Raw genomic sequence first — 25,808 nt, 5'->3', positions numbered from 1 at the left:
GCCTCAACTACGGCCGGGGGCGGTACTGTTCGATACCGTTCCAGCACCTCACCCCACGAGACGGAGACCCACCGGATGCAGCACCCAGGGGGGGTTCCGCTGCCACCGCCGCATCTGCCGGGCAGCGCCGCGACCTGGACCGACCCCCAGGCCCGCTCCATACCCTCCGGGCCGCAGCGGCCCCCGGCACCGGCCGCGCCGCCGCACGGGGCACCCACGGGCCCGCCGCCTCCGCCGCACGGCGCGCCGACCGGCCCGCCCCCGCCGCCGCAAGGTGCCCCGACCGGTCCGCCCCCGCCACCGCAGGGCGCGCCCGCGGGCTGGGCCGGAACGCAGCAGACGCCGCGCCCGGAGTCCACGGGCCACATCCGGCTGCCCGACGGCAATCCCGTCGCGCTGCCCACCCCGCCGCCCGGCACGGTCCCCGACGCCGCGCACACCGCCGTCGCGGTGCTGCTCATCGGCCCCGCGGGCGCGGGCAAGACCAGCGTCGCCCGGCACTGGGCCGACCTCCGCCGGGTGCCCACGGCGCACATCAGCCTGGACGACGTACGCGAATGGGTACGGGCCGGGTTCGCCGACCCCCAGCAGGGCTGGAACGACCACTCCGAGGCGCAGTACCGCCTGGCCCGCCGCACCTGCGGCTTCGCCGCGCGCAACTTCCTCGCCAACGGCATCTCCTGCATCCTCGACGACGCCGTCTTCCCCGACCGCCCGGTCGTCGGCCTCGGCGGCTGGAAGCGGCACGTGGGCCCGGGACTGCTGCCCGTGGTGCTGCTCCCCGGCCTGGAGATCGTCCTGGAACGGAACGCCCAGCGCAGCGGCAACCGACGGCTGACCGACGAGGAGGTCGCCCGCATCCACGGCCGGATGGCCGGCTGGTACAGCTCGGGCCTGCCGATCATCGACAACTCCAGCCACGACGTGGCGACCACGGCCCGGATGCTCGACGAGGTCGTGGCCCGCAGCCTGGCCAGCCCGCCGGCCTGGTGACGGGCTGACCGGTGGCGGCCGCCCCACGAAGGCGCGGCCGCCCGCTTCCCAGCCGCCTCGAAACCCCCACAGACGCGCTCAAAGGGCGCGAGGCCCATCGCACCCGTACGCTCGGTACATGCCAGACATGTACGCAACCCGACGCGCCCGGTTGCGTGACCGCTACGCCGCGGTCGGCACCGGCGCGGGCGCGACCGACACCGCCGCGGCGCTCGTTTCGAGCCCCGCCAACATCCGCTACCTCACCGGCTGCGCCCCCCGCGGCGCGGCCCTGCTGCTGCACGACGGCGGTGACACGCTGCTGTGCCCCAGCGCGCCCACCGGCGACCCCTCGGAGGGCAGGCCCGCCGAGGACCTCCGGATCAGCCTGCTGCCCGCGCACACCGGCGACCCCGCCGTCGCCGCCGCCGACCTCGCCGCCAAGTCCGGCGCCCTGGCGCTCGCCGTGGAGGAGCACCACCTCACCGTGGCCCGCCACCGCGCGCTGCGCTCCGTCGCGCCCGAGCTGCGCCTGGCGGACCTGGGCTGCGCGGTGGAGGCGCAGCGGCTGGTCAAGGACCAGGACGAGATCGCCTGTCTGCGGATCGCGGCCGAGATCACCGACCAGGCCCTCGGCGAGCTGCTCGAATCGATCCTCGTGGGCCGTACCGAACGCCATCTCGCGCTGGAGCTGGAGCGCCGGCTCGTCGACCACGGCGCGGACGGCCCGGCCTTCCCGACCTCCGTCGCCACCGGCCCGCACTCCGGCCGCCCGGGCCATCTGCCCACCGACCGCCGGGTCGAGGAGGGCGATTTTCTCACCGTGAGCCTGGGCGCCGACTACCGCGGATACCGTTGCGAGATCGGCCGTACGTTCGTCATCGGCACCACGCCCGCCGACTGGCAGATCGAGCTGTACGACCTTGTCTTCGCAGCCCAGCGGGCCGGCCGGGAGGCACTGGCACCGGGCGTCGAATGCCGCGAAGTGGACCGCGCGGCCCGCCAGGTGCTGGCCTCCGGAGGCCACGAAGAAGGCCTCGGACCGTGGACCGGACACGGCGTCGGGCTCGAAATCGCCGAGGACCCTCAGCTGTCACCTGCGGCCATGGGTAAACTGGACGCTTGCGTGCCGGTCACCGTCGATCCTGGGGTACACCTCCCGGGCCGCGGCGGCGTCCGGATCGACGACACACTCGTCGTCCGCCCCGAGGCGGACGGCGGGCCAGAGCTACTCACGATCACGACCAAGGAGCTGCTCGCCCTCTGAGCCTTGACGGGCTCGGAGCGTGCGTCTTCCGGGTCCCCACCACCTGCAGTCCAGGAGATACCGCAACCGTGGCATCCACGAACGACCTCAAGAACGGCATGGTGCTCAAGCTCGAAGGGGGCCAGCTGTGGTCCGTTGTCGAGTTCCAGCACGTCAAGCCCGGCAAGGGCCCGGCCTTCGTCCGTACCAAGCTGAAGAACGTGCTCTCCGGCAAGGTGGTGGACAAGACCTTCAACGCCGGCGTCAAGGTCGACACGGCTACCGTCGACAAGCGCGGGATGCAGTTCTCGTACATGGACGGCGACTACTTCGTCTTCATGGACATGGACACGTACGACCAGCTGCACGTCGACCGCAAGGCCGTCGGTGACGCCGCGAACTACCTCATCGAGGGCTTCGAGGCCGTCGTGGCGCAGCACGAGGGCGAGGTCCTCTACGTCGAGCTGCCCGCCGCCGTCGAGCTCGTCATCGAGCACACCGACCCGGGCGTCCAGGGCGACCGCTCCACCGGCGGCACCAAGCCCGCCAAGCTGGAGACCGGTTACGAGATCCAGGTCCCGCTCTTCATCACCACCGGTGAGAAGATCAAGGTCGACACCCGCTCCGGCGAGTACCTCGGTCGGGTGAACAGCTAACCGTGGCTGCCCGTAACAAGGCCCGTAAGCGCGCCTTCCAGATCCTCTTCGAGGCCGACCAGCGCGGCGCCGACGTGCAGACCGTGCTCGCGGACTGGATGCGGCACGCCCGGACCGACACCCGGCAGCCCCCGGTCAACGAGTACACCCTCGAACTGGTCGAGGGGTACGCGGACCACGTCGAGCGCATCGACGAGCTGATCGCCACGTACGCGGTCGGCTGGACGCTCGACCGGATGCCGGTCGTCGACCGCAACATCCTGCGGCTCGGCGCCTATGAGCTCATCTGGGTGGACGCGACCCCCGACGCGGTCGTGATCGACGAGGCCGTACAGCTGGCCAAGGAGTTCTCCACCGACGATTCGCCGTCCTTCGTGAACGGCATGCTCGGCCGCCTGAAGGAAATGAAGCCGAGCCTGCGCCGGTCCTGACGGTCGCCCCGCCAGGTCCCGCACGCATCCACCGGGCCCGGAGACGGAAGACGGTTCTGCCGCTTCCGCCTCCGGGCCCGCGGTGCCGTTTTCTGGGCCGGCTCCGTTTTTCGGGGCTCCGGCCCGAGCCCGCTCCCTGCGGGCCCCTCACCGCCCGTGAGCGTGCGCCCTGAACGCGCGGGCGTGCTGCGCCCGTAGTGCTCCGCCCCGCGACGGCGCACGCCCTCTGAGGGGCCGCCTCGGGCCTCTGTGGACTGCGGGGGGTGACCGGCCGGCCCGCCGGCCGGTACGACAACGCCTCGGGGCGGGAGCCGTGCTGGCTCCCGCCCCGAGGCGTTTCGTTTCTGCTGTGGGCCCGCCGGGCTCAGAGGTCCTCGTGCTGGACCGCGCGGCGCGCGTCGGCGTCCAGGACGCCCCAGCTGATCAGCTGCTCGGTGAGGACCGAGGGGGACTGGTCGTAGATGACCGCGAGCGTGCGGAGGTCGTCCTGGCGGATCGAGAGGACCTTGCCGTTGTAGTCACCGCGCTGGCTCTGGATGGTCGCGGCATACCGCTGCAGCGGGCCGGCCTTCTCCTGCGGGACGTGGGCGAGCCGCTCCAGGTCCAGCACCAGCTTCGGCGGCGGCTCGGCGGCGCCGCCCGGGGTCGTGCCCGGGAGGAGCTCCTGCACGGGCACGCCGTAGAAGTCGGCCAGCTCGGCGAGGCGCTGCACGGTCACGGCACGGTCGCCGCGCTCGTACGAGCCCACCACCACGGCCTTCCAGCGGCCCTGGGACTTCTCCTCGACACCGTGGAGGGAGAGGCCCTGCTGGGTGCGGATGGCGCGGAGCTTGGCCCCGAGCTGTTTAGCGTATTCGCTGGACATAAAGCTCCCCAGACAACTGTGTCGATATGCGGCTCCGCCGCGGACTGGTAACTCACTGTGAGGTTACGCAGCGTAATTTGGCTTCGTCAAGCCGAATGAGGCATACCGCTGACCGCCAGGGGTGCTTACGGTCGATGGCTGGGCCCCTGGTACCGTGAATGCGGTAAATCCGACGTCCTTTAAGGTCCGTCCCGTGAGGCGGAGAAGGAGGTCCGTTTCGTATGGACGCAACACCTGCGACTCCGGCGCGCCCCGTTCTGGAAGGCCCGGACATCGCGCGCATGCTGACCCGCATCGCCCACGAGATCGTGGAGCGCGCCAAGGGCGCCGAGGATGTGGTCCTGCTCGGCATTCCCACCCGCGGCGTCTTCCTCGCCCGCCGGCTCGCCGCCAAGCTCGAAGAGATCACCGGCCGCTCGGTCCTCGTCGGCTCGCTGGACATCACGATGTACCGCGACGACCTGCGCCTGGGCCCTGCCCGCACGCTCGCGCGCACCGACATCCCCGGTGACGGCATCGAGGGCCGCGTGGTCCTCCTCGTCGACGACGTGCTCTTCTCGGGCCGCACGATCCGCGCCGCGCTGGACGCCCTGAACGACATCGGCCGGCCGCGCGCCGTGCAGCTCGCCGTCCTGGTCGACCGGGGCCACCGCGAGCTGCCGATCCGCGCCGACTACGTCGGCAAGAACCTCCCCACGTCGCTGCGGGAGACGGTCAAGGTCCAGCTCGCCGAGGAGGACGGCCGGGACGCCGTGCTGCTCGGCGTCAAGCAGACCACCCCGGCCGGCGAGCGCTAGCGCATTCCGATACGGACCCGGTGTGCCCGGGTGCGTACCCATGCCCGCTCGACGGACATTCCCGTACACCTGCCTCACTCACGGAGATACCCGGATGAAGCGCCACCTCATCTCGGCCGCCGATCTCTCGCGCGATGACGCCGTCCTGATCCTCGACACCGCCGAGGAGATGGCCCGGGTCGCCGACCGGCCGATCAAGAAGCTCCCCACCCTGCGGGGGCGCACCGTCGTCAACCTCTTCTTCGAGGACTCCACCCGCACCCGCATCTCCTTCGAGGCCGCCGCCAAGCGCCTCTCCGCGGACGTCATCAACTTCTCCGCGAAGGGCTCGTCCGTCTCCAAGGGCGAGTCGCTGAAGGACACCGCGCTGACCCTGGAGGCGATGGGCGCCGACGCCGTCGTCATACGGCACCACGACTCCGGCGCGCCGCACCGCCTGGCCACCTCCGGCTGGATCGGCGGCTCGGTGATCAACGCCGGCGACGGCACCCACGAGCACCCCACCCAGGCCCTCCTGGACGCCTTCACGATGCGCCGCCGGCTGGCGGGCGGCGAGGGCGACCTGAACGGGTGTCGCATCACGATCGTCGGCGACATCCTGCACAGCCGCGTCGCCCGCTCCAACGTCCACCTGCTGACGACGCTGGGCGCCGAGGTCACCCTCGTCGCGCCGCCCACGCTCGTCCCGGTCGGCGTCGGGAACTGGCCCTGCGAGGTCTCGTACGACCTGGACGCCGTGCTCGCCAAGTCCGACGCGGTCATGATGCTCCGCGTCCAGCGCGAGCGGATGAACGCCGCGTTCTTCCCGACCGAGCGCGAGTACGCCCGCCGGTACGGCCTGGACGGCGACCGGATGGCCCGGATGCCCGAGCACGCCGTCGTCATGCACCCGGGCCCGATGAACCGCGGCATGGAGATCACCGCCGAGGTCGCCGACTCGCCGCGCTGCACCGCCGTGGAGCAGGTCACCAACGGTGTCAGCATCCGCATGGCGGTCATGTACCTGCTTCTGGGCGGCAACGAGCCCGCCCTCACCACCAGCTCCACCGAGGAGAACAAGTAATCATGGGCAAGACTCTTATTCGCGGTGCGAAGGTCCTCGGTGGCGAGGCGCAGGACGTGCTGATCGACGGCGAGACCATCGCCGAGGTCGGCCAGAACCTCCAGGCCGAAGGGGCCGAGGTCATCGAGGCGGACGGCAGGATCCTGCTGCCGGGCCTGGTCGACCTCCACACCCACCTGCGCGAGCCGGGCCGCGAGGACTCCGAGACGGTGCTGACCGGTACGAAGGCCGCCGCGGTCGGCGGGTACACCTCCGTACACGCCATGGCCAACACCTTCCCGGTCGCCGACACCGCCGGCGTCGTCGAGCAGGTCTGGCGGCTCGGCAAGGAGTCCGGCTACTGCGACGTGCAGCCCGTCGGCGCCGTCACCGTCGGCCTGGAGGGCAAGAAGCTCGCCGAGCTGGGCGCCATGCACGACTCCGCCGCCAACGTCCGGGTCTTCTCCGACGACGGCAAGTGCGTCGACGACGCGGTGATCATGCGCCGCGCCCTGGAGTACGTGAAGGCGTTCGACGGCGTCGTCGCCCAGCACGCCCAGGAGCCGCGCCTCACCGAGGGCGCGCAGATGAACGAGGGCATCGTCTCCGCCGAGCTGGGCCTGGGCGGCTGGCCGGCCGTCGCCGAGGAGTCGATCATCGCCCGCGATGTGCTGCTCGCCGACCACGTCGGCTCCCGCGTGCACATCTGCCACCTCTCCACCGCCGGCTCCGTCGAGATCATCCGCTGGGCCAAGTCCCGCGGCATCGACGTGACCGCCGAGGTCACCCCGCACCACCTCCTCCTCACCGACGAGCTGGTGCGCACGTACAACCCCGTCTACAAGGTCAACCCGCCGCTGCGCACCGAGCGCGACGTCATGGCCCTGCGCGAGGCGCTGGCCGACGGCACGATCGACGTCGTGGCCACCGACCACGCCCCGCACCCGCACGAGGACAAGGACTGCGAGTGGGGCGCGGCGGCCATGGGCATGGTCGGCCTGGAGACCGCCCTCTCCGTGATCCAGCACACGATGGTCGACACCGGCCTGCTGGACTGGGCGCAGGTCGCCGACCGGATGTCCTTCCGGCCCGCGGTCATCGGCCGCCTGGAGGGCCACGGCCGCCCCGTCTCGGTCGGCGAGCCCGCCAACCTCACCCTGGTCGATTCCGCTTACCGTGGAGCTGTGGACCCCGCAGGGTTCGCCTCCCGCAGCCGGAACACCCCGTACGAGGGCCGTGAGCTGCCGGGCCGCGTGACCCACACCTTCCTGCGGGGCCGGGCAACGGTCGTGGACGGGAAGCTGGCGTGACACCTCATCTGACCTTGATCTCCCTGGCTGCCGAGCAGCAGTCCGCGGAGGTCACCAACTGGCCCGCGCGGATCGGCTGGGTCGTCGGCCTGCTGCTCTTCGTCGCGCTGCTGTACTGGCTGATGCGCGAGGGCTGGAAGTGGCGCGGCACGCTCCAGGGCGACCTGCCCGAGCTTCCGCAGACCCCCGAGGAGCCCGGCGAGCCGCGGCTGACGATGAGCGGCCGGTACCACGGCTCCACCACCGCGGGGCAGTGGCTCGACCGGATCGTGGCCCGCGGGCTCGGTACCCGCAGCCGCGCCGAGGTCACCCTCACGGACCAGGGCGTGGACGTCGTACGGCCCGGCGCGCAGGACTTCTTCGTCCCCGCCGCCGACCTCCGCGGCGCCCGCCTGGACAAGGGCATCGCCGGCAAGGTCCTGCCCGAGGGCGGCCTGCTGGTGATCACCTGGCGGCTGGGCGAGAAGGAGATCGACTCCGGTTTCCGCTCCGACCGGGCCGCCGAGCACCCCGCGTGGGTGACCGCACTCAATGAGACCATCCAGCGCAACGAGGCGCTGACCAGCACGACCACCGAAACGGAAGGCGCACGATGACGACCTCCACCAGGGGAACCGGGAAGGTTCCCGCCGTACTCGTCCTGGAGGACGGCCGCAGCTTCCGCGGCCGTGCTTACGGGGCCGTGGGGGAGACGTTCGGCGAGGCGGTGTTCTCCACCGGCATGACCGGCTACCAGGAGACCCTGACCGACCCCTCCTACCACCGCCAGGTGGTCGTCATGACCGCCCCGCACATCGGTAACACCGGCGTCAACGACGAGGACCCCGAGTCCAAGAAGATCTGGGTCTCCGGCTACGTCGTCCGCGACCCCGCCCGGGTGCCCTCCAACTGGCGCTCCGTCCGCACCCTGGACGACGAGCTGAGCGCCCAGGGCGTCGTCGGCATCAGCGGCGTCGACACCCGTGCGCTCACTCGCCACCTGCGCGAGCGCGGCGCGATGCGCGTCGGCATCTTCTCCGGCGACGCGCTGCCCGACGAGGGCACGCTGCTGGCCAAGGTCCGCCAGGCCCCCGAGATGAAGGGCGCGAACCTCTCCGCCGAGGTCGCCACCGAAGAGGCGTACGTCGTCCCGGCGATCGGTACGAAGAAGTTCACCGTCGCCGCGATCGACCTGGGCATCAAGGGCATGACGCCGCACCGCATGGCCGAGCGCGGCATCGAGGTGCACGTCCTGCCCGCCACCGCCACGGTCGAGGACATCTACGCGGTCGAGCCGGACGGCGTGTTCTTCTCCAACGGCCCGGGCGACCCGGCCACCGCCGAGCACCCGGTCGCGCTGATGCAGGCCGTGCTGGAGCGGCAGACCCCGCTGTTCGGCATCTGCTTCGGCAACCAGATCCTGGGCCGCGCGCTCGGCTTCGGCACCTTCAAGCTGAAGTACGGCCACCGCGGCATCAACCAGCCGGTGCAGGACCGCGTCACCGGCAAGGTCGAGGTCACCGCGCACAACCACGGCTTCGCCGTCGACGCGCCGCTCGACAAGGTCTCCGACACCCCCTACGGCCGCGCCGAGGTCTCCCACGTCTGCCTGAACGACAACGTGGTGGAGGGGCTGCAGCTCCTCGACCGGCCGGCCTTCAGCGTCCAGTACCACCCCGAAGCGGCGGCCGGCCCGCACGACGCCGCCTACCTGTTCGACCGCTTCGTATCCCTGATGGAGGGCCAGCGTGCCTAAGCGCACCGATATCCAGTCCGTCCTGGTCATCGGCTCCGGCCCGATCGTCATCGGCCAGGCCGCCGAGTTCGACTACTCCGGTACCCAGGCGTGCCGCGTCCTCAAGTCCGAGGGCCTCCGCGTCATCCTGGTGAACTCCAACCCGGCGACGATCATGACCGACCCGGAGATCGCCGACGCCACGTACGTCGAGCCGATCACCCCCGAGTTCGTCGAGAAGATCATCGCGAAGGAGCGCCCCGACGCGCTGCTGCCGACGCTCGGCGGCCAGACCGCGCTGAACACCGCGATCTCCATGCACGAGCAGGGCGTCCTGGAGAAGTACGGCGTCGAGCTCATCGGCGCCAACGTCGAGGCGATCAACAAGGGCGAGGACCGCGACCTGTTCAAGGAGGTCGTGGAGGAGGTCCGCAAGAAGATCGGCCACGGCGAGTCCGCGCGCTCGTACATCTGCCACTCCATGGACGACGTCATGAAGGGCGTCGAGGAGCTCGGCGGCTACCCCGTCGTCGTCCGCCCCTCCTTCACCATGGGCGGCGCCGGCTCCGGCTTCGCGCACAACGAGGAGGAGCTGCGCCGCATCGCCGGCCAGGGCCTCACGCTCTCCCCGACCACCGAGGTGCTCCTGGAGGAGTCCATCCTCGGCTGGAAGGAGTACGAGCTGGAGCTGATGCGCGACAAGAACGACAACGTCGTGGTCGTCTGCTCCATCGAGAACTTCGACCCGATGGGCGTGCACACCGGCGACTCGATCACCGTCGCGCCCGCGATGACGCTGACCGACCGCGAGTACCAGATCCTGCGCGACGTCGGCATCGCGATCATCCGCGAGGTCGGCGTGGACACCGGCGGCTGCAACATCCAGTTCGCGGTCAACCCCGTGGACGGCCGGGTCATCGTCATCGAGATGAACCCGCGCGTCTCCCGCTCCTCCGCGCTCGCCTCGAAGGCCACCGGCTTCCCGATCGCCAAGATCGCCGCCCGGCTCGCCGTCGGCTACACGCTGGACGAGATCCCCAACGACATCACCGAGAAGACCCCGGCGTCCTTCGAGCCCACGCTCGACTACGTCGTGGTCAAGGTGCCGCGCTTCGCGTTCGAGAAGTTCCCGGCCGCCGACGCCACGCTGACCACGACCATGAAGTCGGTCGGCGAGGCCATGGCGATCGGCCGCAACTTCACCGAGGCGCTGAACAAGGCGCTGCGCTCGACCGAGAAGAAGGGCAGCCAGTTCACCTTCGCCGGCGAGCCCGGCGACAAGGCCGAGCTGCTGGCCACGGCGCAGGTCCCGACCGACGGCCGGATCAACACCGTCATGCAGGCCATCCGCGCCGGGGCCACCCCGCAGGAGGTCTTCGACGCCACGAAGATCGACCCGTGGTTCGTCGACCAGCTCTTCCTGATCAAGGAGATCGCCGACGAGATCGCGGCCGCCGACAAGCTCGGCCCCGAGATCCTCGCCGAGGCCAAGCGGCACGGCTTCTCCGACCACCAGATCGCCGAGATCCGCGAGCTGCGCGAGGACGTCGTCCGCGAGGTCCGGCACGCGCTCGGCGTCCGCCCGGTCTACAAGACGGTCGACACCTGCGCCGCCGAGTTCGCCGCGAAGACGCCGTACTTCTACTCCTCGTACGACGAGGAGACCGAGGTCGCGCCGCGCGAGAAGCCCGCGGTGATCATCCTGGGCTCCGGTCCGAACCGCATCGGCCAGGGCATCGAGTTCGACTACTCCTGCGTCCACGCCTCCTTCGCGCTCAGCGACGCGGGCTACGAGACCGTGATGGTCAACTGCAACCCGGAGACCGTCTCGACGGACTACGACACCTCCGACCGTCTGTACTTCGAGCCGCTGACGCTCGAGGACGTGCTGGAGATCGTGCACGCCGAGCAGGCCGCGGGCCCGGTCGCGGGCGTCATCGTGCAGCTCGGCGGCCAGACCCCGCTGGGCCTCGCGCAGGCGCTCAAGGACAACGGCGTGCCGATCGTCGGCACCTCGCCCGAGGCCATCGACCTCGCTGAGGAGCGCGGCGCCTTCGGCCGCGTGCTCACCGAGGCCGGCCTGCCCGCGCCCAAGTACGGCACCGCCTTCTCGTACGACGACGCCAAGAAGATCGCCGCCGAGATCGGCTACCCGGTCATGGTGCGCCCGTCGTACGTGCTCGGCGGCCGCGGCATGGAGATCGTCTACGACGAGCCCTCGCTCGGCGAGTACCTCCTGCGCCACGCCGGTCTCATCGACCAGCACCCGGTCCTGATCGACCGCTTCCTCGACGACGCCATCGAGATCGACGTCGACGCGCTCTACGACGGCACCGAGCTCTACCTCGGCGGCGTCATGGAGCACATCGAGGAGGCCGGCATCCACTCCGGCGACTCCGCCTGCGCGCTGCCTCCGATCACCCTCGGCGGCTTCGACATCAAGCGGCTGCGCGCCTCCACGGAGGCCATCGCCAAGGGCGTCGGCGTCCGCGGCCTGATCAACATCCAGTTCGCGATGGCCGGCGACATCCTGTACGTCCTGGAGGCCAACCCGCGCGCCTCCCGTACCGTGCCCTTCACCTCGAAGGCCACCGCGGTACCGCTCGCCAAGGCCGCGGCCCGCATCTCGCTGGGCGCGACCATCGCCGAGCTGCGCGCCGAGGGCATGCTCCCGAAGACCGGCGACGGCGGCACGCTCCCCATGGACGCGCCGATCTCCGTCAAGGAGGCCGTGATGCCCTGGTCGCGCTTCCGCGACATGCAGGGCCGCGGCGTGGACACCGTCCTCGGCCCGGAGATGCGCTCCACCGGCGAGGTCATGGGCATCGACTCGGTCTTCGGCACGGCGTACGCCAAGTCGCAGGCCGGCGCGTACGGCGCGCTGCCCACGAAGGGCCGCGCGTTCGTCTCCGTCGCCAACCGCGACAAGCGCGCGATGATCTTCCCGGCCCGCGAGCTGGTCCAGCACGGCTTCGAGCTGCTGGCCACCTCCGGCACGGCCGAGGTGCTCAAGCGCAACGGCATCAACGCCACGGTCGTGCGCAAGCAGTCCGAGGGCGAGGGCCCGAACGGCGAGAAGACCATCGTCCAGCTCATCCACGACGGCCAGGTCGACCTGATCGTCAACACCCCGTACGGCACGGGTGGCCGCCTCGACGGCTACGACATCCGTACGGCGGCGGTGGCCCGCTCCGTGCCCTGCCTGACCACGGTCCAGGCCCTCGCGGCCGCCGTCCAGGGCATCGAGGCGGTCTCCCGCGGCGAGGTGGGCGTGCGCTCCCTCCAGGAGCACGCGGAGCACCTGACCGCGGCGCGCGACTAAGCAGCCGGCCGATCGAGGGGGACACCGGACCACGGTGTCCCCCTCTGCATGAGGACATTCCTGTGTACAAGCTGTTCTTCAACCTGTTCTTCAAGCGGATGGACCCCGAGCAGGCCCACCACCTGGCCTTCGGCTGGATCCGGCTGGCCGCCCGCGTCCCCGTCCTGCGGACCTTCGTCGCCGCCGTGCTCGCGCCGCGCTACAAGGAGCTGCGCGTCGAGGCCCTGGGGCGCCGGATGCACGGCCCCTTCGGGCTCGCCGCCGGCTTCGACAAGAACGCCGTCGCCATCGACGGCATGACCATGCTCGGCTTCGACCACGTCGAGATCGGCACGGTCACCGCGCAGCCGCAGCCCGGCAACCCCAAGAAGCGCCTCTTCCGCCTCGTGAAGGACCGCGCGCTCATCAACCGCATGGGGTTCAACAACGAGGGCTCCGCGGCCGTGGCGGCCCGCCTGGCGGCCCGCAAGGCCGCCTTCCGGACGACGCTGGGCGTCAACATCGGCAAGACCAAGGTCGTACCGGAGTCCGAGGCCATCGGCGACTACGTGACCTCGACCGAGCGCCTCGCCGGTCACGCCGACTACCTCGTCGTCAACGTCTCCTCGCCGAACACCCCCGGCCTGCGCAACCTCCAGGCCGTCGACCACCTGCGCCCGCTGCTCTCGGCCGTACGCGAGGCCGCGGACCGCACAGTCACGGACCGCCGCGTGCCCCTCCTCGTCAAGATCGCCCCCGATCTGGCCGACGAGGACGTCGACGCGGTCGCCGACCTCGCCGTGGAGCTGGGCCTGGACGGCATCATCGCCACCAACACCACCATCGCCCGCGAGGGCCTGGGCCTGAAGTCCGACCCCGCGCTCGTCCAGGAGACCGGCGGGCTCTCCGGCCGCCCGGTCAAGGAGCGCTCCCTCGAAGTGCTGCGCCGCCTGTACGCCCGCGTCGGGGACCGCATCACCCTCATCGGGGTGGGCGGCATCGAGAACGCCGAGGACGCCTGGCAGCGCATCCTGGCCGGCGCCACCCTCGTCCAGGGCTACAGCGCCTTCATCTACGAGGGCCCCTTCTGGTGCCGCGCCATCCACAAGGGCCTCGCCGCGCGCCTGGCCACGAGCCCGTACGCCACCCTCGCCGAGGCCGTCGGCGCCGAGCACAAGAAGGTGACCTCATGACCTCCGGCAGCACTCCCGAGCCCTTCGGTGCCCGCCTGCGCCGCGCCATGGACACCCGTGGCCCGCTCTGCGTCGGCATCGACCCGCACGCCTCGCTGCTGGCCGACTGGGGCCTGAACGACGACGTCGCGGGCCTGGCCCGGTTCACCCGTACCGTCGTCGAGGCGCTCGGCGAGCACGTCGCCGTCTTCAAGCCGCAGGCCGCGTTCTTCGAGCGCTTCGGGTCCAAGGGCATCGCCGTACTGGAGACCGCCGTCGCCGAGGCCCGGGAGCGGGGCGCGCTGGTCCTCATGGACGCCAAGCGCGGCGACATCGGCTCCACGATGGCCGCGTACGCCGACACCTTCCTCGGCAAGGACAGCCCGCTCTTCTCCGATGCGCTCACGGTCAGCCCGTACCTGGGCTACGGCTCCCTGAAGCCTGCCGTGGACCTGGCCAAGGAGAACGGCTGCGGCCTCTTCGTGCTGGCACTCACCTCCAACCCCGAGGGCCAGGAGGTACAGCACGCCGTACGGGCCGACGGCGCCACCATCGGGGCCACCATGCTCGCCCACCTCAAGGAGGAGAACGCGGGCGCCGAGCCCCTGGGCTCCTTCGGGGCCGTCGTGGGCGCGACGCTGGGCGATCTGTCCTCGTACGACCTCGCCGTGAACGGGCCGCTGCTGGCACCCGGTATCGGTGCGCAGGGAGCGACCCCCGCGGACCTCCCGGAGGTCTTCGGGGCCGCTGTGCGCAATGTGGTCCCGAGTGTCAGCCGGGGTGTTCTGCGTCACGGTCCGGACGCCGCAGGTCTGCGCGATGCGGCGGCTCGATTCGCCGAGGATGTGGCCGCAGCGGTCGGTTAGTGACAGCCACCGGCATTTTCCCCGGTGGTTTGGTACCGAAATGTCCTGGTCGGCAGAGGCTGACCAGGACTTTTCGTCTGTTCTCGCTGACTCTGGCGCCCTCGCCCGCTAGTCTCCGACGAGAGCACCGCACGTAAGCGCGTTGTTCGTTGCTCCGCAGGTGCGGGGCGACTAGGTTCCACACCGGTCCGTATCCGACAGTTCGACATCCGAGGTGACGTAGGCGTGGCTCTTCCGCCCCTTACCCCTGAACAGCGCGCAGCCGCGCTCGAGAAGGCCGCCGCGGCTCGCCGGGAGCGCGCCGAGGTCAAGAATCGGCTCAAGCACTCCGGTGCCTCCCTCCACGAGGTCATCAAGCAGGGTCAGGAGAACGACGTCATCGGCAAGATGAAGGTCTCCGCCCTCCTTGAGTCCCTGCCCGGCGTCGGCAAGGTCCGCGCCAAGCAGATCATGGAGCGGCTCGGCATCTCCGAGAGCCGCCGCGTGCGCGGTCTCGGCTCCAACCAGATCGCGTCTCTTGAGCGTGAGTTCGGCAACGCCGCTTCCTGAGGTGCTCAGGCATCCCCAGGGAGCTGGAATAATCGCTGCATGAGTTCTGCAGTCTCCCGGGGGGCGACCCCGGCAACCCCGGACAGACAACCGCGGCTGACCGTGCTCTCCGGCCCCTCCGGGGTCGGCAAGAGCACGGTCGTCGCCCATATGCGCAAGGTCCACCCCGAGGTATGGCTCTCGGTGTCGGCCACCACCCGCAAGCCGCGTCCCGGCGAGCGGCACGGCGTCCAGTACTTCTTCGTCGACGACGAGGAATTCGACAAGCTGATCGCCAATGGTGAGCTGCTGGAGTGGGCGGAATTCGCGGGAAACCGCTACGGCACCCCGCGCCAGGCGGTCCTGGACCACCTGGCGGCGGGCGAGCCGGTCCTCCTGGAGATCGACCTCCAGGGCGCCCGGCTGGTCCGTGAGTCCATGCCCGAGGCGCGGCTGGTCTTCCTGGCCCCGCCGAGCTGGGAGGAGCTGGTCCGCCGGCTCACCGGCCGGGGCACGGAGTCGGCCGAGGTGATCGAGCGCCGGCTGGCGGCCGCGCGCGTCGAGCTGGCCGCCGAGAAGGAGTTCGACGAGACGTGCGTCAACACCTCCGTCGAGGACGTCTCCCGTGAGCTGCTAGCCTTGATGCTGAATAACTCCGGAGAATGACTTTCGCAATCCTTTAGTTGCGGTTTCTCCGGAAATTCCCTGATCAACCCCTTCGGAAGGCAGAGAGTGTCCTCTTCCATCTCAACGCCCGAGGGCATCATCAACCCGCCGATTGATGAGCTTCTCGAGGCCACCGACTCGAAGTACAGCCTCGTGATCTACGCCGCGAAGCGTGCGCGCCAGATCAACGCGTACTACTCGCAGCTCGGCGAGGGCCTGCTCGAGTACGTCGGCCCCCTGGTGGACACCCACGTCCACGAGAAGCCCCTCTCGATCGCGCTGCGCGAGATCAACGCGGGTCTGCTGACCTCCGAGGCCGTGGAGGGCCCGGCCCAGTAAGGCCGCGAGCGTTTTCTTCACCAAGGGCCCGGCAACGCGATTGCCGGGCCCTTGGTGTGTCATGGGTACGTACACGTACAGGTGCACAAAGGTGTTCGGCGCAGGGGCGCCCTGGCTCGGGGAGCAGCGAAGACGATGGACAAGCCCAAGGTCGTCCTGGGGGTCAGCGGCGGGATCGCCGCTTACAAGGCGTGCGAGCTGCTGCGGCGGCTGAGCGAGTCCGGGCACGACGTCCGCGTGGTGCCGACCGCCTCCGCGCTGCACTTCGTGGGCGAGGCGACCTGGGCCGCGCTCTCCGGGAAGCCGGCCTCGACCGAGGTCTGGGAGTCCGTGCACGAGGTCCCGCATGTCCGCATCGGCCAGGGCGCCGACCTGGTCGTGGTGGCTCCCTGTACCGCCGACATGCTGGCCAAGGCGGCGCACGGCCTGGCCGACGACCTACTGACGAACACGCTGCTCACCGCCCGCTGCCCGGTGATCTTCGCCCCGGCGATGCACACCGAGATGTGGGAGCACCCGGCCACCCAGGAGAACGTCGCGATTCTGCGGCGCCGCGGCGCGATCGTGATCGAGCCCGCCGTCGGGCGGCTGACCGGCGTCGACACCGGCAAGGGCCGCTTCCCCGACCCGGCCGAGATCTTCGAGGTCTGCCGCCGGGTGCTGGCGCGCGGCCCCGAGGCGGTCACCGCGGACCTCGCGGGCCGGCACGTCGTGGTCAGCGCCGGCGGCACCCGCGAGCCGCTGGACCCCGTCCGGTACCTGGGCAACCGTTCCTCCGGGAAGCAGGGGTACGCGCTGGCCCGTACGGCCGTGGCGCGCGGCGCCCGCGTGACGCTGGTCACGGGGGAGACCGGGCTGCCCGACCCGGCGGGCGTGGACGTGGTCCACATCGGCACGGCCGTCCAGCTGCGCGAGGCGGTACTGAAGGCGGCGGCCGACGCCGACGCCGTGGTCATGGCGGCCGCCGTGGCCGACTTCCGCCCGGCCCAGTACGCCCCCGGCAAGATCAAGAAGCGGGACGACGTGGAGCAGCCGCCGATCGAGCTGGTGCGCAATCCCGACATCCTCGCGGAAATCTCCGCCGACCGGGCGCGTCCCGGGCAAATCGTCGTCGGGTTCGCCGCCGAGACGGATGACGTTCTGGCGAACGGCCGGCAAAAACTCGCCCGCAAGGGCTGTGACCTGCTGGTCGTCAATGAGGTCGGGGAGCACAAGACCTTCGGCTCGGCCGAGAACGAGGCGGTCGTGCTGGCCGCCGACGGTACCGAGACCCCCGTGCCCCACGGGCCCAAGGAGGCCCTGGCCGACACGGTCTGGGACCTGGTCGCCGAGCGAATTTCCTGATCACTCGATGAGCCCATTCCGGCCCGTCGGCCACGGTAAACACCCTTGTTGCGGCCTACCGTTGAGCGGTGCCCCAGGGTCGGATGGCAGGGTGTCCCTGGTCACGGCGCATCCACAGAACGAGACTGCGTGCCCGAACGGGACGCCCGACCGATAAACTGGCCGTGGATCGCGCCGAGCGCAGCTCTCGGCCGGTCCGTCAATGATCAGACAGCAGCCGCTGCAACCCCAGGGAGCGATGTGTCCCGCCGCCTGTTCACCTCGGAGTCCGTCACCGAGGGCCACCCCGACAAGATCGCTGACCAGATCAGCGACACCATCCTCGATGCGCTCCTGAAGGAGGACCCGGCCTCCCGGGTCGCCGTCGAGACGCTGATCACCACCGGCCTGGTGCACGTGGCCGGCGAGGTGACCACGAAGGCTTACGCCGACATCCCCACCCTCGTGCGGAACAAGATCCTGGAGATCGGTTACGACTCCTCCAAGAAGGGCTTCGACGGCGCTTCCTGTGGTGTCTCCGTATCGATCGGCGCGCAGTCCCCGGACATCGCCCAGGGTGTCGACACCGCCTACGAGAAGCGGGTCGAGGGCGACGAGGACGAGCTGGACAAGCAGGGCGCCGGCGACCAGGGCCTGATGTTCGGGTACGCCTGCGACGAGACCCCGGAGCTGATGCCGCTCCCGATCAACCTCGCGCACCGGCTGTCCAAGCGCCTGTCCGAGGTCCGGAAGAACGGCACCATCCCGTACCTCCGCCCCGACGGCAAGACCCAGGTCACCATCGAGTACGACGGTCACAAGGCGGTCCGCCTGGACACCGTGGTCGTCTCCTCGCAGCACGCCTCGGACATCGACCTGGACTCGCTGCTCGCTCCCGACATCCGCGAGTTCGTCGTCGAGCACGTCCTCAACCAGCTCATCGAGGACGGCATCAAGCTCGACACCGAGGGCTACCGCCTCCTGGTGAACCCGACCGGCCGCTTCGAGATCGGCGGCCCGATGGGTGACGCGGGCCTCACCGGCCGCAAGATCATCATCGACACCTACGGCGGCATGTCCCGGCACGGCGGCGGCGCCTTCTCCGGCAAGGACCCGTCCAAGGTCGACCGCTCCGCCGCGTACGCCATGCGCTACGTCGCGAAGAACGTCGTGGCGGCGGGCCTGGCCCAGCGCTGCGAGGTCCAGGTCGCCTACGCGATCGGCAAGGCCGAGCCGGTCGGTCTCTTCGTGGAGACCTTCGGCACCGCCACCGTCGACGTCGAGAAGATCGAGCAGGCCATCAGCGAGGTCTTCGACCTCCGCCCGGCCGCGATCATCCGCGACCTCGACCTGCTCCGCCCGATCTACGCCGAGACCGCCGCGTACGGCCACTTCGGCCGCGAGCTGGACGCCTTCACCTGGGAGCGCACGGACCGCGTCGATGCCCTCCGCAAGGCCGCGGGCCTGTAAGCCACCCGCTCTTCCTGCCTCCGGGCCCGTGCCGCTGCTGCGGTACGGGCCCGGAGGCGTTTCCGGCCGACCATGCCCCGCTTCGTGCCCCGCGGGCTGCGGGCACTGTCAGTGCGGTCTGCTAAGACTGAGGGTGTGAGCAGCGAGAACGGGGCGGGGGCCGGGGAGCAGGGGGAGCAGCTGGCCTTGATCCGGGAGACCGTGCGGGAGGCCAAGAAGAAGGCGCCGAAGGCCAGGCCGCGGACCTGGCGCGGCGCCGAGCTGGCCAAGGAGCGGCCGGTGGCCCGGGTCCTGGTGGACAAGGGCCCGGTGCATCTGGACAAGCTCTGGGACTATGCGGTGCCCGCCGCGATGGACGAGGAGGCGCAGCCCGGCGTCCGGGTCCGGGTCCGGTTCGGCGCGGGGACGAGCCGGGTGCGCGAGGGCCGGCGCGAGGGCGGCGGCCTGCTCGACGGGTACATCGTCGAGCGCATCGCCGAGTCCGACTACCGCGGCCCGCTGGCGGCCCTCGCCCAGGTCGTCTCCCCGGAGCCGGTCCTCAACCCGCCCCTGCTGGCCCTGTGCCGCGCGGTGGCCGACCGGTACGCCGGCTCGCTCGCCGACGTACTCCAGCTGGCCATTCCGCCAAGGCACGCCAAGGCCGAGGCGGAGCGCTTCCCCGCGCCGCCGCCCCCGCCCGCGGTGCCCGCGCTCGCGAGCTGGGAGCGGTATCCGGACGGGCCCGGCTTCATCGAGGCGCTGGCGGGCGGTGGCTCGCCCCGTGCCGTGTGGACCGCGCTGCCGGGGCCGCACTGGCCGTGGGAGCTGGCCGCCGCGATGGCGGCGACGCTGGCGTCGGGGCGGGGTGCGCTGGTCGTGCTGCCCGACGGGCGTTCGGTGGCCCGGGTGGACGCCGCGCTGACCGAGCTGGTCGGGCGAGGCATGCATGCCGTGCTGGTGGCGGATTCCGGCCCGGAGGAGCGGTACCGCCGCTGGCTCTCGATACGCCGGGGCGCGGTGCGGGCCGTCGTGGGGACGCGCGCGGCGATGTATGCGCCGGTGGCCGATCTGGGGCTCGTCGCCATTTGGGACGACGGGCACACCGCCCACAGTGACGACCACGCGCCGTACCCCCACGCGCGGGACGTGCTGCTGCTGCGGGCGGTGCACGAGAAGGCGGCGTGTCTGATCGGCGATCTGGGGCGCACGGTCGAGGCCGCGCAGCTCGTGGAGAACGGGTGGGCGCGGTCGCTGGAGGCCGGGCGCGACCAGGTGCGGGCGGCGGCGCCGCTGGTCCGCACGATCGGCGACGCGGAGACGGCGCGCGACGAGGCGGCGCGCGCCGCCCGGCTGCCCTCGCTCGCCTGGCAGACGGCGCGTGCCGGGCTGGCCCGGGGGCCGGTGTTGGTCCAGGTTCCGCGACGGGGTTATGTACCGCGGCTGGCCTGCGCGCGGTGCCGCGAGCCCGCGCGCTGCCGGCACTGCGCGGGGCCGCTGGAGGCGGCGGACCAGGACAGCGTGCTGTGCTGTGGCTGGTGCGGTACGGCTGCGCCGGACTGGCACTGTACGGAGTGCGGGCACGCGCGGCTGCGGGCGCAGGTCGTGGGGGCGCGCCGGACGGCGGAGGAGCTGGGGCGGGCGTTTCCGGGAGTGCCGGTGCGGACGTCCGGGCGGGACCATGTGCTGGATACGGTGCCGGACCGGCCGGCGATTGTTGTCTCCACGCCTGGGGCCGAGCCGGTCGCGGTGGGCGGTTATGCGGCGGCGCTGCTGCTGGATGGGTGGGCGTTGCTGAACCGACCCGATCTGCGGGCGGGGGAGGAGGCGCTGCGGCGCTGGCTGGGCGCCGGCGCGCTGGTGCGCGGGGCGGAGGACGGGGGCGTCGTCGTGGTGACGGGGGAGCCGACGCTGCGGCCGGTGCAGGCGCTGGTGCGGTGGGATCCGGTGGGGCATGCGGTGCGGGAGCTCGCTGAGCGGGCGGAGCTCGGGTTTCCGCCGGTGTCTCGGATGGCGTCCGTGGCCGGGCGTCCGGAGGACGTGGCTGAGCTGGTGAGGGGGGCTTCGTTGCCGGCTTCGGCGGAGGTGTTGGGGCCGGTGCCGGTGCCGGCCGCCGTCTCGGGGCGTCCGAGACGGGCGGAGGATCCGCCGGTGGGGGTCGCCTGGGAGCGGGTGCTTGTGCGGGTGCCGCCGGGGGAGGGGGCGGCGATGGCCGCGGCTTTGAAGGCGGCTTGGGCGGCTCGGATGGTTCGGCGGGAGGGGGAGGCGGTTCGGGTGCGGGTCGATCCGCTGGATCTGGGCTAGCCGGCTCCGGTGCGCTGGTGCCCCAGCGGTGCGGTTTCGTCGGGCTGCGCCCAGTGACGGTTGTCCTCAAGCGCCGGACGGGCTGGGTTGTATCGGGTGCGGTGACGGGCCTCCGCGGGTGGGTGTTCGGACTGCTTCGCTTTACGTCCGAACACCCACCCGCTGCGGCCCGCCCCCTCCCGTAGTGGGGGAGGAAGCGGTGCGTCGTGGTGCGCCTCGTAGTGCGTCGGCGTGCGTGCGAGGCTCAGGCAGGCGTGCTGGTCAGCCGTTGCGGGGGCTGGGGAAAGCGCCGGCGCGAGGGTCCTGTTGGGGGACCGGGGACTGGGGCGGCATGGTGCGGGCGGCGGGCACGGAGGGGGCCGGGGACACGGAGACCGGGTGGGCGGGTTCGGCCGGGCGGGGGGTGTCCTGAGCTTCGGCCGGGGGCTGGGGGGTGGTGCGGCGGGCGCCGTAGCGCCGGTGGACCGCCTGCTTGGTGACGCCCAGTGCCGAACCGACCGCGTCCCACGAGAAGCCGAGCGAACGGTCGAAGTCGACCGCGGCCGTGACGAGCGTCTCGACGCTGTCGCGCAGCTCCTGGGCGAGGCGCACCGTGGGTGCCGGGGCGCGTCCGTACACGACGAAGCCCGTGGAGGGGCCGGTGCGCCGCGGACGGTAGACGTTGCCGAGCTGTGCGGTGAGCGTGCGCAGTGCGTCCACCTGCCGGCGGACCCGCTCGATGTCCCGCACCAGTAGATGAAGACTGGCGCGCGCCTGGGCGTCGTGGGTTGCGTGGTCGGCCATGAACAAGCCTCTCGAACCGGCGTTGAAGCGGAAGAAGACGGATTTCGTGGACCGGGTCGGCGGTCCGCAGTGGTCAATGTCGTTTGACCAACGCGACAGCGCCGGGTGGGGTCACGGTATGGGGGCGTACGAGCTTTCAGCTGGGGCGTGCGGTAACCCGTACGCCCCTGCTTCTGACGCCCCATAGACTGGTGTGTCTTTCCGCAGCGCTGAGAGGTAGTACGCCACCCATGAGGCTCGTCTTCGCCGGTACCCCCGAGGTCGCCCTGCCCGCCCTGGACGCCCTGATCGCGTCGGACCGGCACGAGGTGGTGGCCGTCGTGACCAGGCCGGACGCCCCGGCCGGGCGTGGCCGCCGGCTCGTCGCCAGCCCGGTCGCGCAGCGTGCCGAGGAGGCCGGCATCGAGGTGCTCAAGCCCGCCCGGCCGCGGGACGAGGACTTCCAGGCCCGGCTGCGCGAGATCGCGCCCGACTGCTGCCCGGTCGTGGCGTACGGGGCGCTGCTTCCGAAGTCCGCGCTGGACATTCCCGCGCACGGGTGGGTGAACCTGCACTTCTCCCTGCTGCCCGCGTGGCGCGGCGCGGCGCCGGTCCAGCACGCGGTGCTGGCGGGTGACGAGGTGACCGGTGCTTCGACGTTCCGGATCGAGGAGGGGCTGGACTCAGGGCCCGTTTTCGGCGTACTGACCGAGGACGTCCGGCCGACGGACACCAGTGGCGATCTGCTGACCCGGCTCGCGTTCGCCGGGGCCGGGCTGCTGGCCGCGACCATGGACGGCATCGAGGACGGCACGCTGCAGGCGGTGCCGCAGCCGGCCGAGGGCATCACGCTCGCGCCGAAGATCGAGGTCGAGGACGCGAAGATCGACTGGTCGGCGCCCGCGCTGCGGGTGGACCGGGTGGTGCGCGGCTGCGCCCCCGCGCCCGGTGCCTGGACGCTCTTCCGGGGCGAGCGGCTGAAGGTGATGTCGGTGGCGCTGGTGCCCGACCGTACGGATCCGGAGCTGGCGCCCGGCGAGATCGCGGCCACGAAGAAGGCCGTGTTCGTGGGGACCGGCAGCCATGCCGTACAGCTGCAGTGGGTGCAGCCGCAGGGCAAGAAGCCGATGGCCGCGGCGGACTGGGCGCGTGGGGTGCGGATCGAGGCCGGGGAGCGGCTGGACGGCTGAGGAACGCCCACGGAGGGCGATTAATCAAGTTTGATGAGTGGAGGGCCCGGTATTACCCTGTCGGCAAGTAGTCAAGTTTGATTAGAGGGGGAGGCGGTATGGCGGAGTTCGTGGTGCCGGAGGCGGGGCCGTATGCGGCGACGGAGGAGGATCTGCGCGGGCTGGAGGAGTGGTTCGCGCGGTACGACACCTTGAGCGCCGAGGTGGATGTCGAGGGGATGGCGGACATGGCCGTCTTCCCGCTCAATCTCGTGAGTGATGACTCGAAGGGGGACGGCTGGACCGGGCAGTGGAGCCGGGCCGAGTTCGTGCGGACGATGGGGGAGGTGATGGGCGGTGGTGAGGAGGTGTCGTTCGAGTCGACGCGGACGCCGCATTTCCTCAGTGCGTCGCTCGCCGTGGTGTTCACGGACGCCGTGTTCACCGTCGGCGGGCAGTCGCAGGCCGTGCGGTATGCCGATGTGCTGGTGAAACGGGACGGGGCGTGGGCGTTCCAGACCATGATCCAGGGCGGCTGGGGTGACCTGCTGCGACGGTAGGCTGGGTGGGATTCGTCCTCGTCAGCAGCGGAGCACCTTTCTCGTGAGCGACCAGCCTCGTCGTCGTCCCGGCAGCAAGCCCCATCGGAGGCCCAAGAAGGACCCCGTACGCATTCTCGCGTTCGAGGCCCTGCGCGCGGTCGACGAGCGGGACGCGTACGCGAACCTCGTCCTGCCACCGCTGCTGCGCAAGGCGCGCGAGGCGGGGAACTTCGACGGACGGGACGCCGCGCTGGCGACCGAGCTGGTCTACGGGACGCTGCGCCGGCAGGGCACGTACGACGAGATCATCGCGGCGTGCGTGGACCGGCCGCTGCGCGAGGTCGACCCGCCGGTCCTGGACGTGCTGAGCCTGGGCGCGCATCAGCTGCTCGGTACGCGGATTCCCACGCACGCCGCGGTCAGCGCGAGCGTCGAGCTGGCGCGGGTGGTGCTCGGTGACGGGCGGGCGAAGTTCGTCAACGCCGTGCTGCGGAAGATCGCGGCGGATGATCTGGACGGCTGGCTGGAGCGGGTCGCGCCGCCGTACGACGAGGATCCGGAGGATCACCTCGGGGTCGTGCACTCGCATCCGCGGTGGGTCGTCTCGGCGCTGTGGGACGCGCTGGGCGGTGGCCGGGCCGGGATCGAGGACCTGCTGGAGGCGGACAACGAGCGGCCCGAGGTGACGCTGGTCGCCCGGCCCGGCCGGTCCACCCCCGACGAGCTGCTCGACGCGGTCGGCGAGGAGAACGGGCTGCCGGGGCGCTGGTCGCCGTACGCGGTCCGGCTCACCGAGGGCGGCGAGCCGGGCGCGCTGGACGCCGTACGGGAGGGCCGTGCGGGGGTGCAGGACGAGGGCAGCCAGCTGGTGGCCGTCGCGCTGGCCAACGCGCCGGTGGACGGGTCCGACGCGCGCTGGCTGGATGCCTGCGCGGGCCCCGGGGGCAAGGCGGCGCTGCTGGGCGCGCTGGCGGCGGAGCGCGGTGCCGCGCTGCTCGCCGCGGAGAAGCAGCCGCACCGTGCGCGGCTGGTCGCGCGGGCGCTGGCGGGCAACCCCGGGCCGTACGAGGTGGTCGCCGCCGACGGTACGCGTCCGGTCTGGCGCCCCGGCGCCTTCGACCGCGTCCTGGTGGACGTGCCGTGTACGGGCCTGGGCGCGCTGCGCCGCCGTCCGGAGGCGCGCTGGCGCCGCCGCCCCGAGGACCTGGACGGCTTCGCGCCGCTCCAACGCGATCTGCTGCGGCAGGCGCTGCGGGCCGTACGGGTCGGCGGGGTCGTCGGGTACGCGACCTGCTCGCCGCATCCGGCGGAGACCCGCGCGGTCGTCGACGACGTACTGAAGGAGCAGGGCGTGGACGCCGAGTTCGTCGACGCCCGGCCGCTGATGCCCGGGGTCCCGGCCCTCGGCGACGGCCCGGACGTCCAGCTCTGGCCGCATCTGCACGGTACGGACGCGATGTACCTGGCGCTGCTGCGCCGCACGGCGTGAGAAGGTGGCGCGTGAGTTAGGGGACGCTCTGGGTTCTAACTCGGAGAGCTGCTCGGCCCTGCGGGGCAGGGAGTAGCTGGTGATCGGGGACAGTGCGTTTCCGTTGAAGTATTGACCGGGTGGGTGGCCCGTCGTACGTTGTTGGCCTGCCGGCGGGGATCCGCCGGCCCCTCTCCCCTTGCCGCTGCGGAGTGCACCATGAGTTCGCGTCGTACCCCGAAGACCGAAGCAGCCCGCGGCGGCCGTCCCAAAGACCCCGAGCTGGACGGCAAGGTCCTGGACGCCGCGGCCGGGCTCCTGGAGGAGCTGGGCTATCTGGAGCTGACGATCGAGAAGGTCGCGGCCCGGGCCGGCGTCACCCGTAAGACGGTCTACAACCGCTGGGCCAACAAGTCCGCGCTCGTCGGCGAGCTGCTCATCCGGAACGCCGGGGTGGAGCACATCCCCGACCTCGGGGACACCCGCGCCGAGATGCGCGAGCTCTTCGCGCAGATCGTGCGGGACGTGGGGGAGAGCCGCGGCAGGCTGCTGTCCTCCCTGTGGGCGACCATCGGCGACCCGGTCGTGCTGCACCGCTTCCGTACCGAAGTACTGGGCCCGCGGCGGCAGTTCGCGCGCGCCGCGGTCCAGCGCGGGGTGGCCCGCGGCGATCTGCCCGCGGACATCGACGTGGACCTGCTGATCGACATGTGGTCGGGCACGGTGATGTTCCGTACCGAGGTCCGCTCGGACGCGCTGCTCGACTCGCAGGCCGACGCCATGGTCGAGCTGGCGCTGTCCGGGTGCGTACCGCGCCTCCCGAAGCCGGACCCCGCTCCTTAGCCGTACCCCGCTCCGCAACCGGCCCCGCTCCTTAATCCGTGTAGTT

General features: G+C 71.4%; 24 protein-coding genes. 22 read left to right on the top strand and 2 right to left on the bottom strand.

Features of this window, described 5'->3' with window-relative positions; translation table 11 throughout:
- The first annotated feature begins 75 nt into the window (after nt 1-75).
- The 4 genes from IF04_RS0105210 (at nt 76) to nusB (ending at nt 3,305) form a co-directional block, all read left to right on the top strand.
- Nucleotides 76-993, top strand: a complete 918-nt coding sequence (locus tag IF04_RS0105210; protein ID WP_030251608.1) for an AAA family ATPase — start codon at nt 76-78, stop codon at nt 991-993.
- Between the two features lie 118 nt (nt 994-1,111).
- Nucleotides 1,112-2,239 (top strand): aminopeptidase P family protein, encoded by a 1,128-nt coding sequence (locus IF04_RS0105205; RefSeq protein ID WP_030251606.1) that lies wholly within the window; start codon nt 1,112-1,114, stop codon nt 2,237-2,239.
- A gap of 68 nt (nt 2,240-2,307) precedes the next feature.
- The gene (gene efp, locus IF04_RS0105200) at nt 2,308-2,874 is read left to right on the top strand and encodes an elongation factor P (RefSeq protein WP_030251602.1); all 567 of its coding nucleotides are present in this window, start codon (nt 2,308-2,310) and stop codon (nt 2,872-2,874) included.
- Nucleotides 2,875-2,876: 2 nt separating this feature from the next.
- Nucleotides 2,877-3,305 carry a transcription antitermination factor NusB gene (nusB, locus tag IF04_RS0105195; RefSeq protein WP_030251599.1) on the top strand — a complete coding sequence of 143 codons (429 nt, stop codon included), beginning with the start codon at nt 2,877-2,879 and terminating at the stop codon, nt 3,303-3,305.
- Between the two features lie 364 nt (nt 3,306-3,669).
- Here the strand turns inward: nusB and bldD are convergent, their stop codons facing one another.
- Nucleotides 3,670-4,170: a transcriptional regulator BldD gene (gene bldD, locus IF04_RS0105190; RefSeq protein ID WP_030251597.1), complete on the bottom strand. Its 501-nt coding sequence runs from the start codon at nt 4,168-4,170 to the stop codon at nt 3,670-3,672.
- Nucleotides 4,171-4,391: 221 nt separating this feature from the next.
- On the opposite strand from bldD, the gene pyrR reads away from it, so the two are divergent.
- The 14 genes from pyrR (at nt 4,392) to IF04_RS0105120 (ending at nt 20,978) form a co-directional block, all read left to right on the top strand.
- The gene (gene pyrR / locus IF04_RS0105185; RefSeq protein ID WP_030251594.1) at nt 4,392-4,967 is read left to right on the top strand and encodes a bifunctional pyr operon transcriptional regulator/uracil phosphoribosyltransferase PyrR; all 576 of its coding nucleotides are present in this window, start codon (nt 4,392-4,394) and stop codon (nt 4,965-4,967) included.
- A 94-nt stretch (nt 4,968-5,061) separates the two neighbouring features.
- Nucleotides 5,062-6,030, top strand: a complete 969-nt coding sequence (locus tag IF04_RS0105180; RefSeq protein ID WP_030251591.1) for an aspartate carbamoyltransferase catalytic subunit — start codon at nt 5,062-5,064, stop codon at nt 6,028-6,030.
- A 2-nt stretch (nt 6,031-6,032) separates the two neighbouring features.
- Nucleotides 6,033-7,319, top strand: coding sequence for a dihydroorotase (locus tag IF04_RS0105175; protein ID WP_030251587.1), 1,287 nt, complete (start codon nt 6,033-6,035; stop codon nt 7,317-7,319).
- Nucleotides 7,316-7,915 carry a PH-like domain-containing protein gene (locus tag IF04_RS0105170; protein ID WP_030251583.1) on the top strand — a complete coding sequence of 200 codons (600 nt, stop codon included), beginning with the start codon at nt 7,316-7,318 and terminating at the stop codon, nt 7,913-7,915. Before IF04_RS0105175 ends, IF04_RS0105170 begins: the two co-directional genes overlap by 4 nt.
- Nucleotides 7,912-9,054 (top strand): glutamine-hydrolyzing carbamoyl-phosphate synthase small subunit, encoded by a 1,143-nt coding sequence (gene carA / locus IF04_RS0105165; protein ID WP_030251580.1) that lies wholly within the window; start codon nt 7,912-7,914, stop codon nt 9,052-9,054. The genes IF04_RS0105170 and carA overlap by 4 nt, the downstream gene beginning before the upstream one ends.
- The gene (gene carB, locus IF04_RS0105160) at nt 9,047-12,355 is read left to right on the top strand and encodes a carbamoyl-phosphate synthase large subunit (RefSeq protein WP_030251578.1); all 3,309 of its coding nucleotides are present in this window, start codon (nt 9,047-9,049) and stop codon (nt 12,353-12,355) included. Before carA ends, carB begins: the two co-directional genes overlap by 8 nt.
- 62 nt (nt 12,356-12,417) lie before the next feature.
- Nucleotides 12,418-13,527, top strand: coding sequence for a quinone-dependent dihydroorotate dehydrogenase (locus tag IF04_RS0105155; RefSeq protein ID WP_030251576.1), 1,110 nt, complete (start codon nt 12,418-12,420; stop codon nt 13,525-13,527).
- Nucleotides 13,524-14,372 carry an orotidine-5'-phosphate decarboxylase gene (pyrF, locus tag IF04_RS0105150; RefSeq protein WP_030251575.1) on the top strand — a complete coding sequence of 283 codons (849 nt, stop codon included), beginning with the start codon at nt 13,524-13,526 and terminating at the stop codon, nt 14,370-14,372. Before IF04_RS0105155 ends, pyrF begins: the two co-directional genes overlap by 4 nt.
- A 225-nt stretch (nt 14,373-14,597) precedes the next feature.
- Nucleotides 14,598-14,921, top strand: coding sequence for an integration host factor (locus IF04_RS0105145; RefSeq protein WP_030251572.1), 324 nt, complete (start codon nt 14,598-14,600; stop codon nt 14,919-14,921).
- A 39-nt stretch (nt 14,922-14,960) separates the two neighbouring features.
- Complete coding sequence (gene gmk, locus IF04_RS0105140) at nt 14,961-15,566, top strand: guanylate kinase (protein WP_078599869.1); 606 nt, start codon at nt 14,961-14,963, stop codon at nt 15,564-15,566.
- Nucleotides 15,567-15,632: 66 nt separating this feature from the next.
- Entirely contained in the window at nt 15,633-15,905 is a 273-nt protein-coding gene (rpoZ, locus tag IF04_RS0105135) for a DNA-directed RNA polymerase subunit omega (protein WP_006382157.1), read from the top strand.
- A gap of 135 nt (nt 15,906-16,040) precedes the next feature.
- A complete protein-coding gene (gene coaBC / locus IF04_RS0105130; protein WP_030251565.1) occupies nt 16,041-17,249 on the top strand; it encodes a bifunctional phosphopantothenoylcysteine decarboxylase/phosphopantothenate--cysteine ligase CoaBC in 1,209 nt (402 codons plus the stop codon).
- Nucleotides 17,250-17,489: 240 nt separating this feature from the next.
- The gene (gene metK / locus IF04_RS0105125; RefSeq protein ID WP_030251563.1) at nt 17,490-18,698 is read left to right on the top strand and encodes a methionine adenosyltransferase; all 1,209 of its coding nucleotides are present in this window, start codon (nt 17,490-17,492) and stop codon (nt 18,696-18,698) included.
- Between the two features lie 135 nt (nt 18,699-18,833).
- Entirely contained in the window at nt 18,834-20,978 is a 2,145-nt protein-coding gene (locus IF04_RS0105120) for a primosomal protein N' (RefSeq protein WP_030251560.1), read from the top strand.
- Between the two features lie 261 nt (nt 20,979-21,239).
- On the opposite strand, the gene IF04_RS0105115 is transcribed toward IF04_RS0105120, so the two are convergent.
- On the bottom strand, nt 21,240-21,761 hold the full coding sequence (locus IF04_RS0105115; protein ID WP_030251558.1) for a hypothetical protein: 522 nt from the start codon (nt 21,759-21,761) through the stop codon (nt 21,240-21,242).
- Between the two features lie 230 nt (nt 21,762-21,991).
- Here IF04_RS0105115 and fmt point away from each other — a divergent pair, with 230 nt between their 5' ends.
- From fmt to IF04_RS35515, 4 genes are all read left to right on the top strand, one after another.
- Nucleotides 21,992-22,930 (top strand): methionyl-tRNA formyltransferase, encoded by a 939-nt coding sequence (gene fmt, locus IF04_RS0105110; RefSeq protein ID WP_030251556.1) that lies wholly within the window; start codon nt 21,992-21,994, stop codon nt 22,928-22,930.
- 98 nt (nt 22,931-23,028) lie between these two features.
- Nucleotides 23,029-23,469 carry a hypothetical protein gene (locus tag IF04_RS0105105; protein WP_030251553.1) on the top strand — a complete coding sequence of 147 codons (441 nt, stop codon included), beginning with the start codon at nt 23,029-23,031 and terminating at the stop codon, nt 23,467-23,469.
- 43 nt (nt 23,470-23,512) lie between these two features.
- Nucleotides 23,513-24,940 (top strand): RsmB/NOP family class I SAM-dependent RNA methyltransferase, encoded by a 1,428-nt coding sequence (locus IF04_RS0105100; protein WP_030251550.1) that lies wholly within the window; start codon nt 23,513-23,515, stop codon nt 24,938-24,940.
- 198 nt (nt 24,941-25,138) lie between these two features.
- Nucleotides 25,139-25,762, top strand: coding sequence for a TetR/AcrR family transcriptional regulator (locus IF04_RS35515; protein ID WP_051830714.1), 624 nt, complete (start codon nt 25,139-25,141; stop codon nt 25,760-25,762).
- Nucleotides 25,763-25,808 lie beyond the last annotated feature (46 nt).

It is taken from the genome of Streptomyces violens (assembly GCF_000717745.1).
Classification (GTDB): Bacteria; Actinomycetota; Actinomycetes; order Streptomycetales; family Streptomycetaceae; genus Streptomyces; species Streptomyces violens.
Note: the sequence above shows the minus strand (reverse complement) of the source record. Positions and strands in the feature narration are given on the sequence as shown.

Bases quoted from the DNA above. Each gene is read 5' to 3' on its own strand.
- coaBC (WP_030251565.1), top strand. From the start codon at position 16,041: ATGGACAAGCCCAAGGTCGTCCTGGGGGTCAGCGGCGGGATCGCCGCT.
- IF04_RS0105205 (WP_030251606.1), top strand. From the start codon at position 1,112: ATGCCAGACATGTACGCAACCCGACGCGCCCGGTTGCGTGACCGCTAC.
- IF04_RS0105210 (WP_030251608.1), top strand. From the start codon at position 76: ATGCAGCACCCAGGGGGGGTTCCGCTGCCACCGCCGCATCTGCCGGGC.
- IF04_RS35515 (WP_051830714.1), top strand. From the start codon at position 25,139: ATGAGTTCGCGTCGTACCCCGAAGACCGAAGCAGCCCGCGGCGGCCGT.
- bldD (WP_030251597.1), bottom strand. From the start codon at position 4,170: ATGTCCAGCGAATACGCTAAACAGCTCGGGGCCAAGCTCCGCGCCATC.
- IF04_RS0105180 (WP_030251591.1), top strand. From the start codon at position 5,062: ATGAAGCGCCACCTCATCTCGGCCGCCGATCTCTCGCGCGATGACGCC.
- gmk (WP_078599869.1), top strand. From the start codon at position 14,961: ATGAGTTCTGCAGTCTCCCGGGGGGCGACCCCGGCAACCCCGGACAGA.
- pyrF (WP_030251575.1), top strand. From the start codon at position 13,524: ATGACCTCCGGCAGCACTCCCGAGCCCTTCGGTGCCCGCCTGCGCCGC.
- IF04_RS0105115 (WP_030251558.1), bottom strand. From the start codon at position 21,761: ATGGCCGACCACGCAACCCACGACGCCCAGGCGCGCGCCAGTCTTCAT.
- IF04_RS0105105 (WP_030251553.1), top strand. From the start codon at position 23,029: ATGGCGGAGTTCGTGGTGCCGGAGGCGGGGCCGTATGCGGCGACGGAG.
- carA (WP_030251580.1), top strand. From the start codon at position 7,912: ATGACGACCTCCACCAGGGGAACCGGGAAGGTTCCCGCCGTACTCGTC.
- IF04_RS0105175 (WP_030251587.1), top strand. From the start codon at position 6,033: ATGGGCAAGACTCTTATTCGCGGTGCGAAGGTCCTCGGTGGCGAGGCG.
- pyrR (WP_030251594.1), top strand. From the start codon at position 4,392: ATGGACGCAACACCTGCGACTCCGGCGCGCCCCGTTCTGGAAGGCCCG.
- fmt (WP_030251556.1), top strand. From the start codon at position 21,992: ATGAGGCTCGTCTTCGCCGGTACCCCCGAGGTCGCCCTGCCCGCCCTG.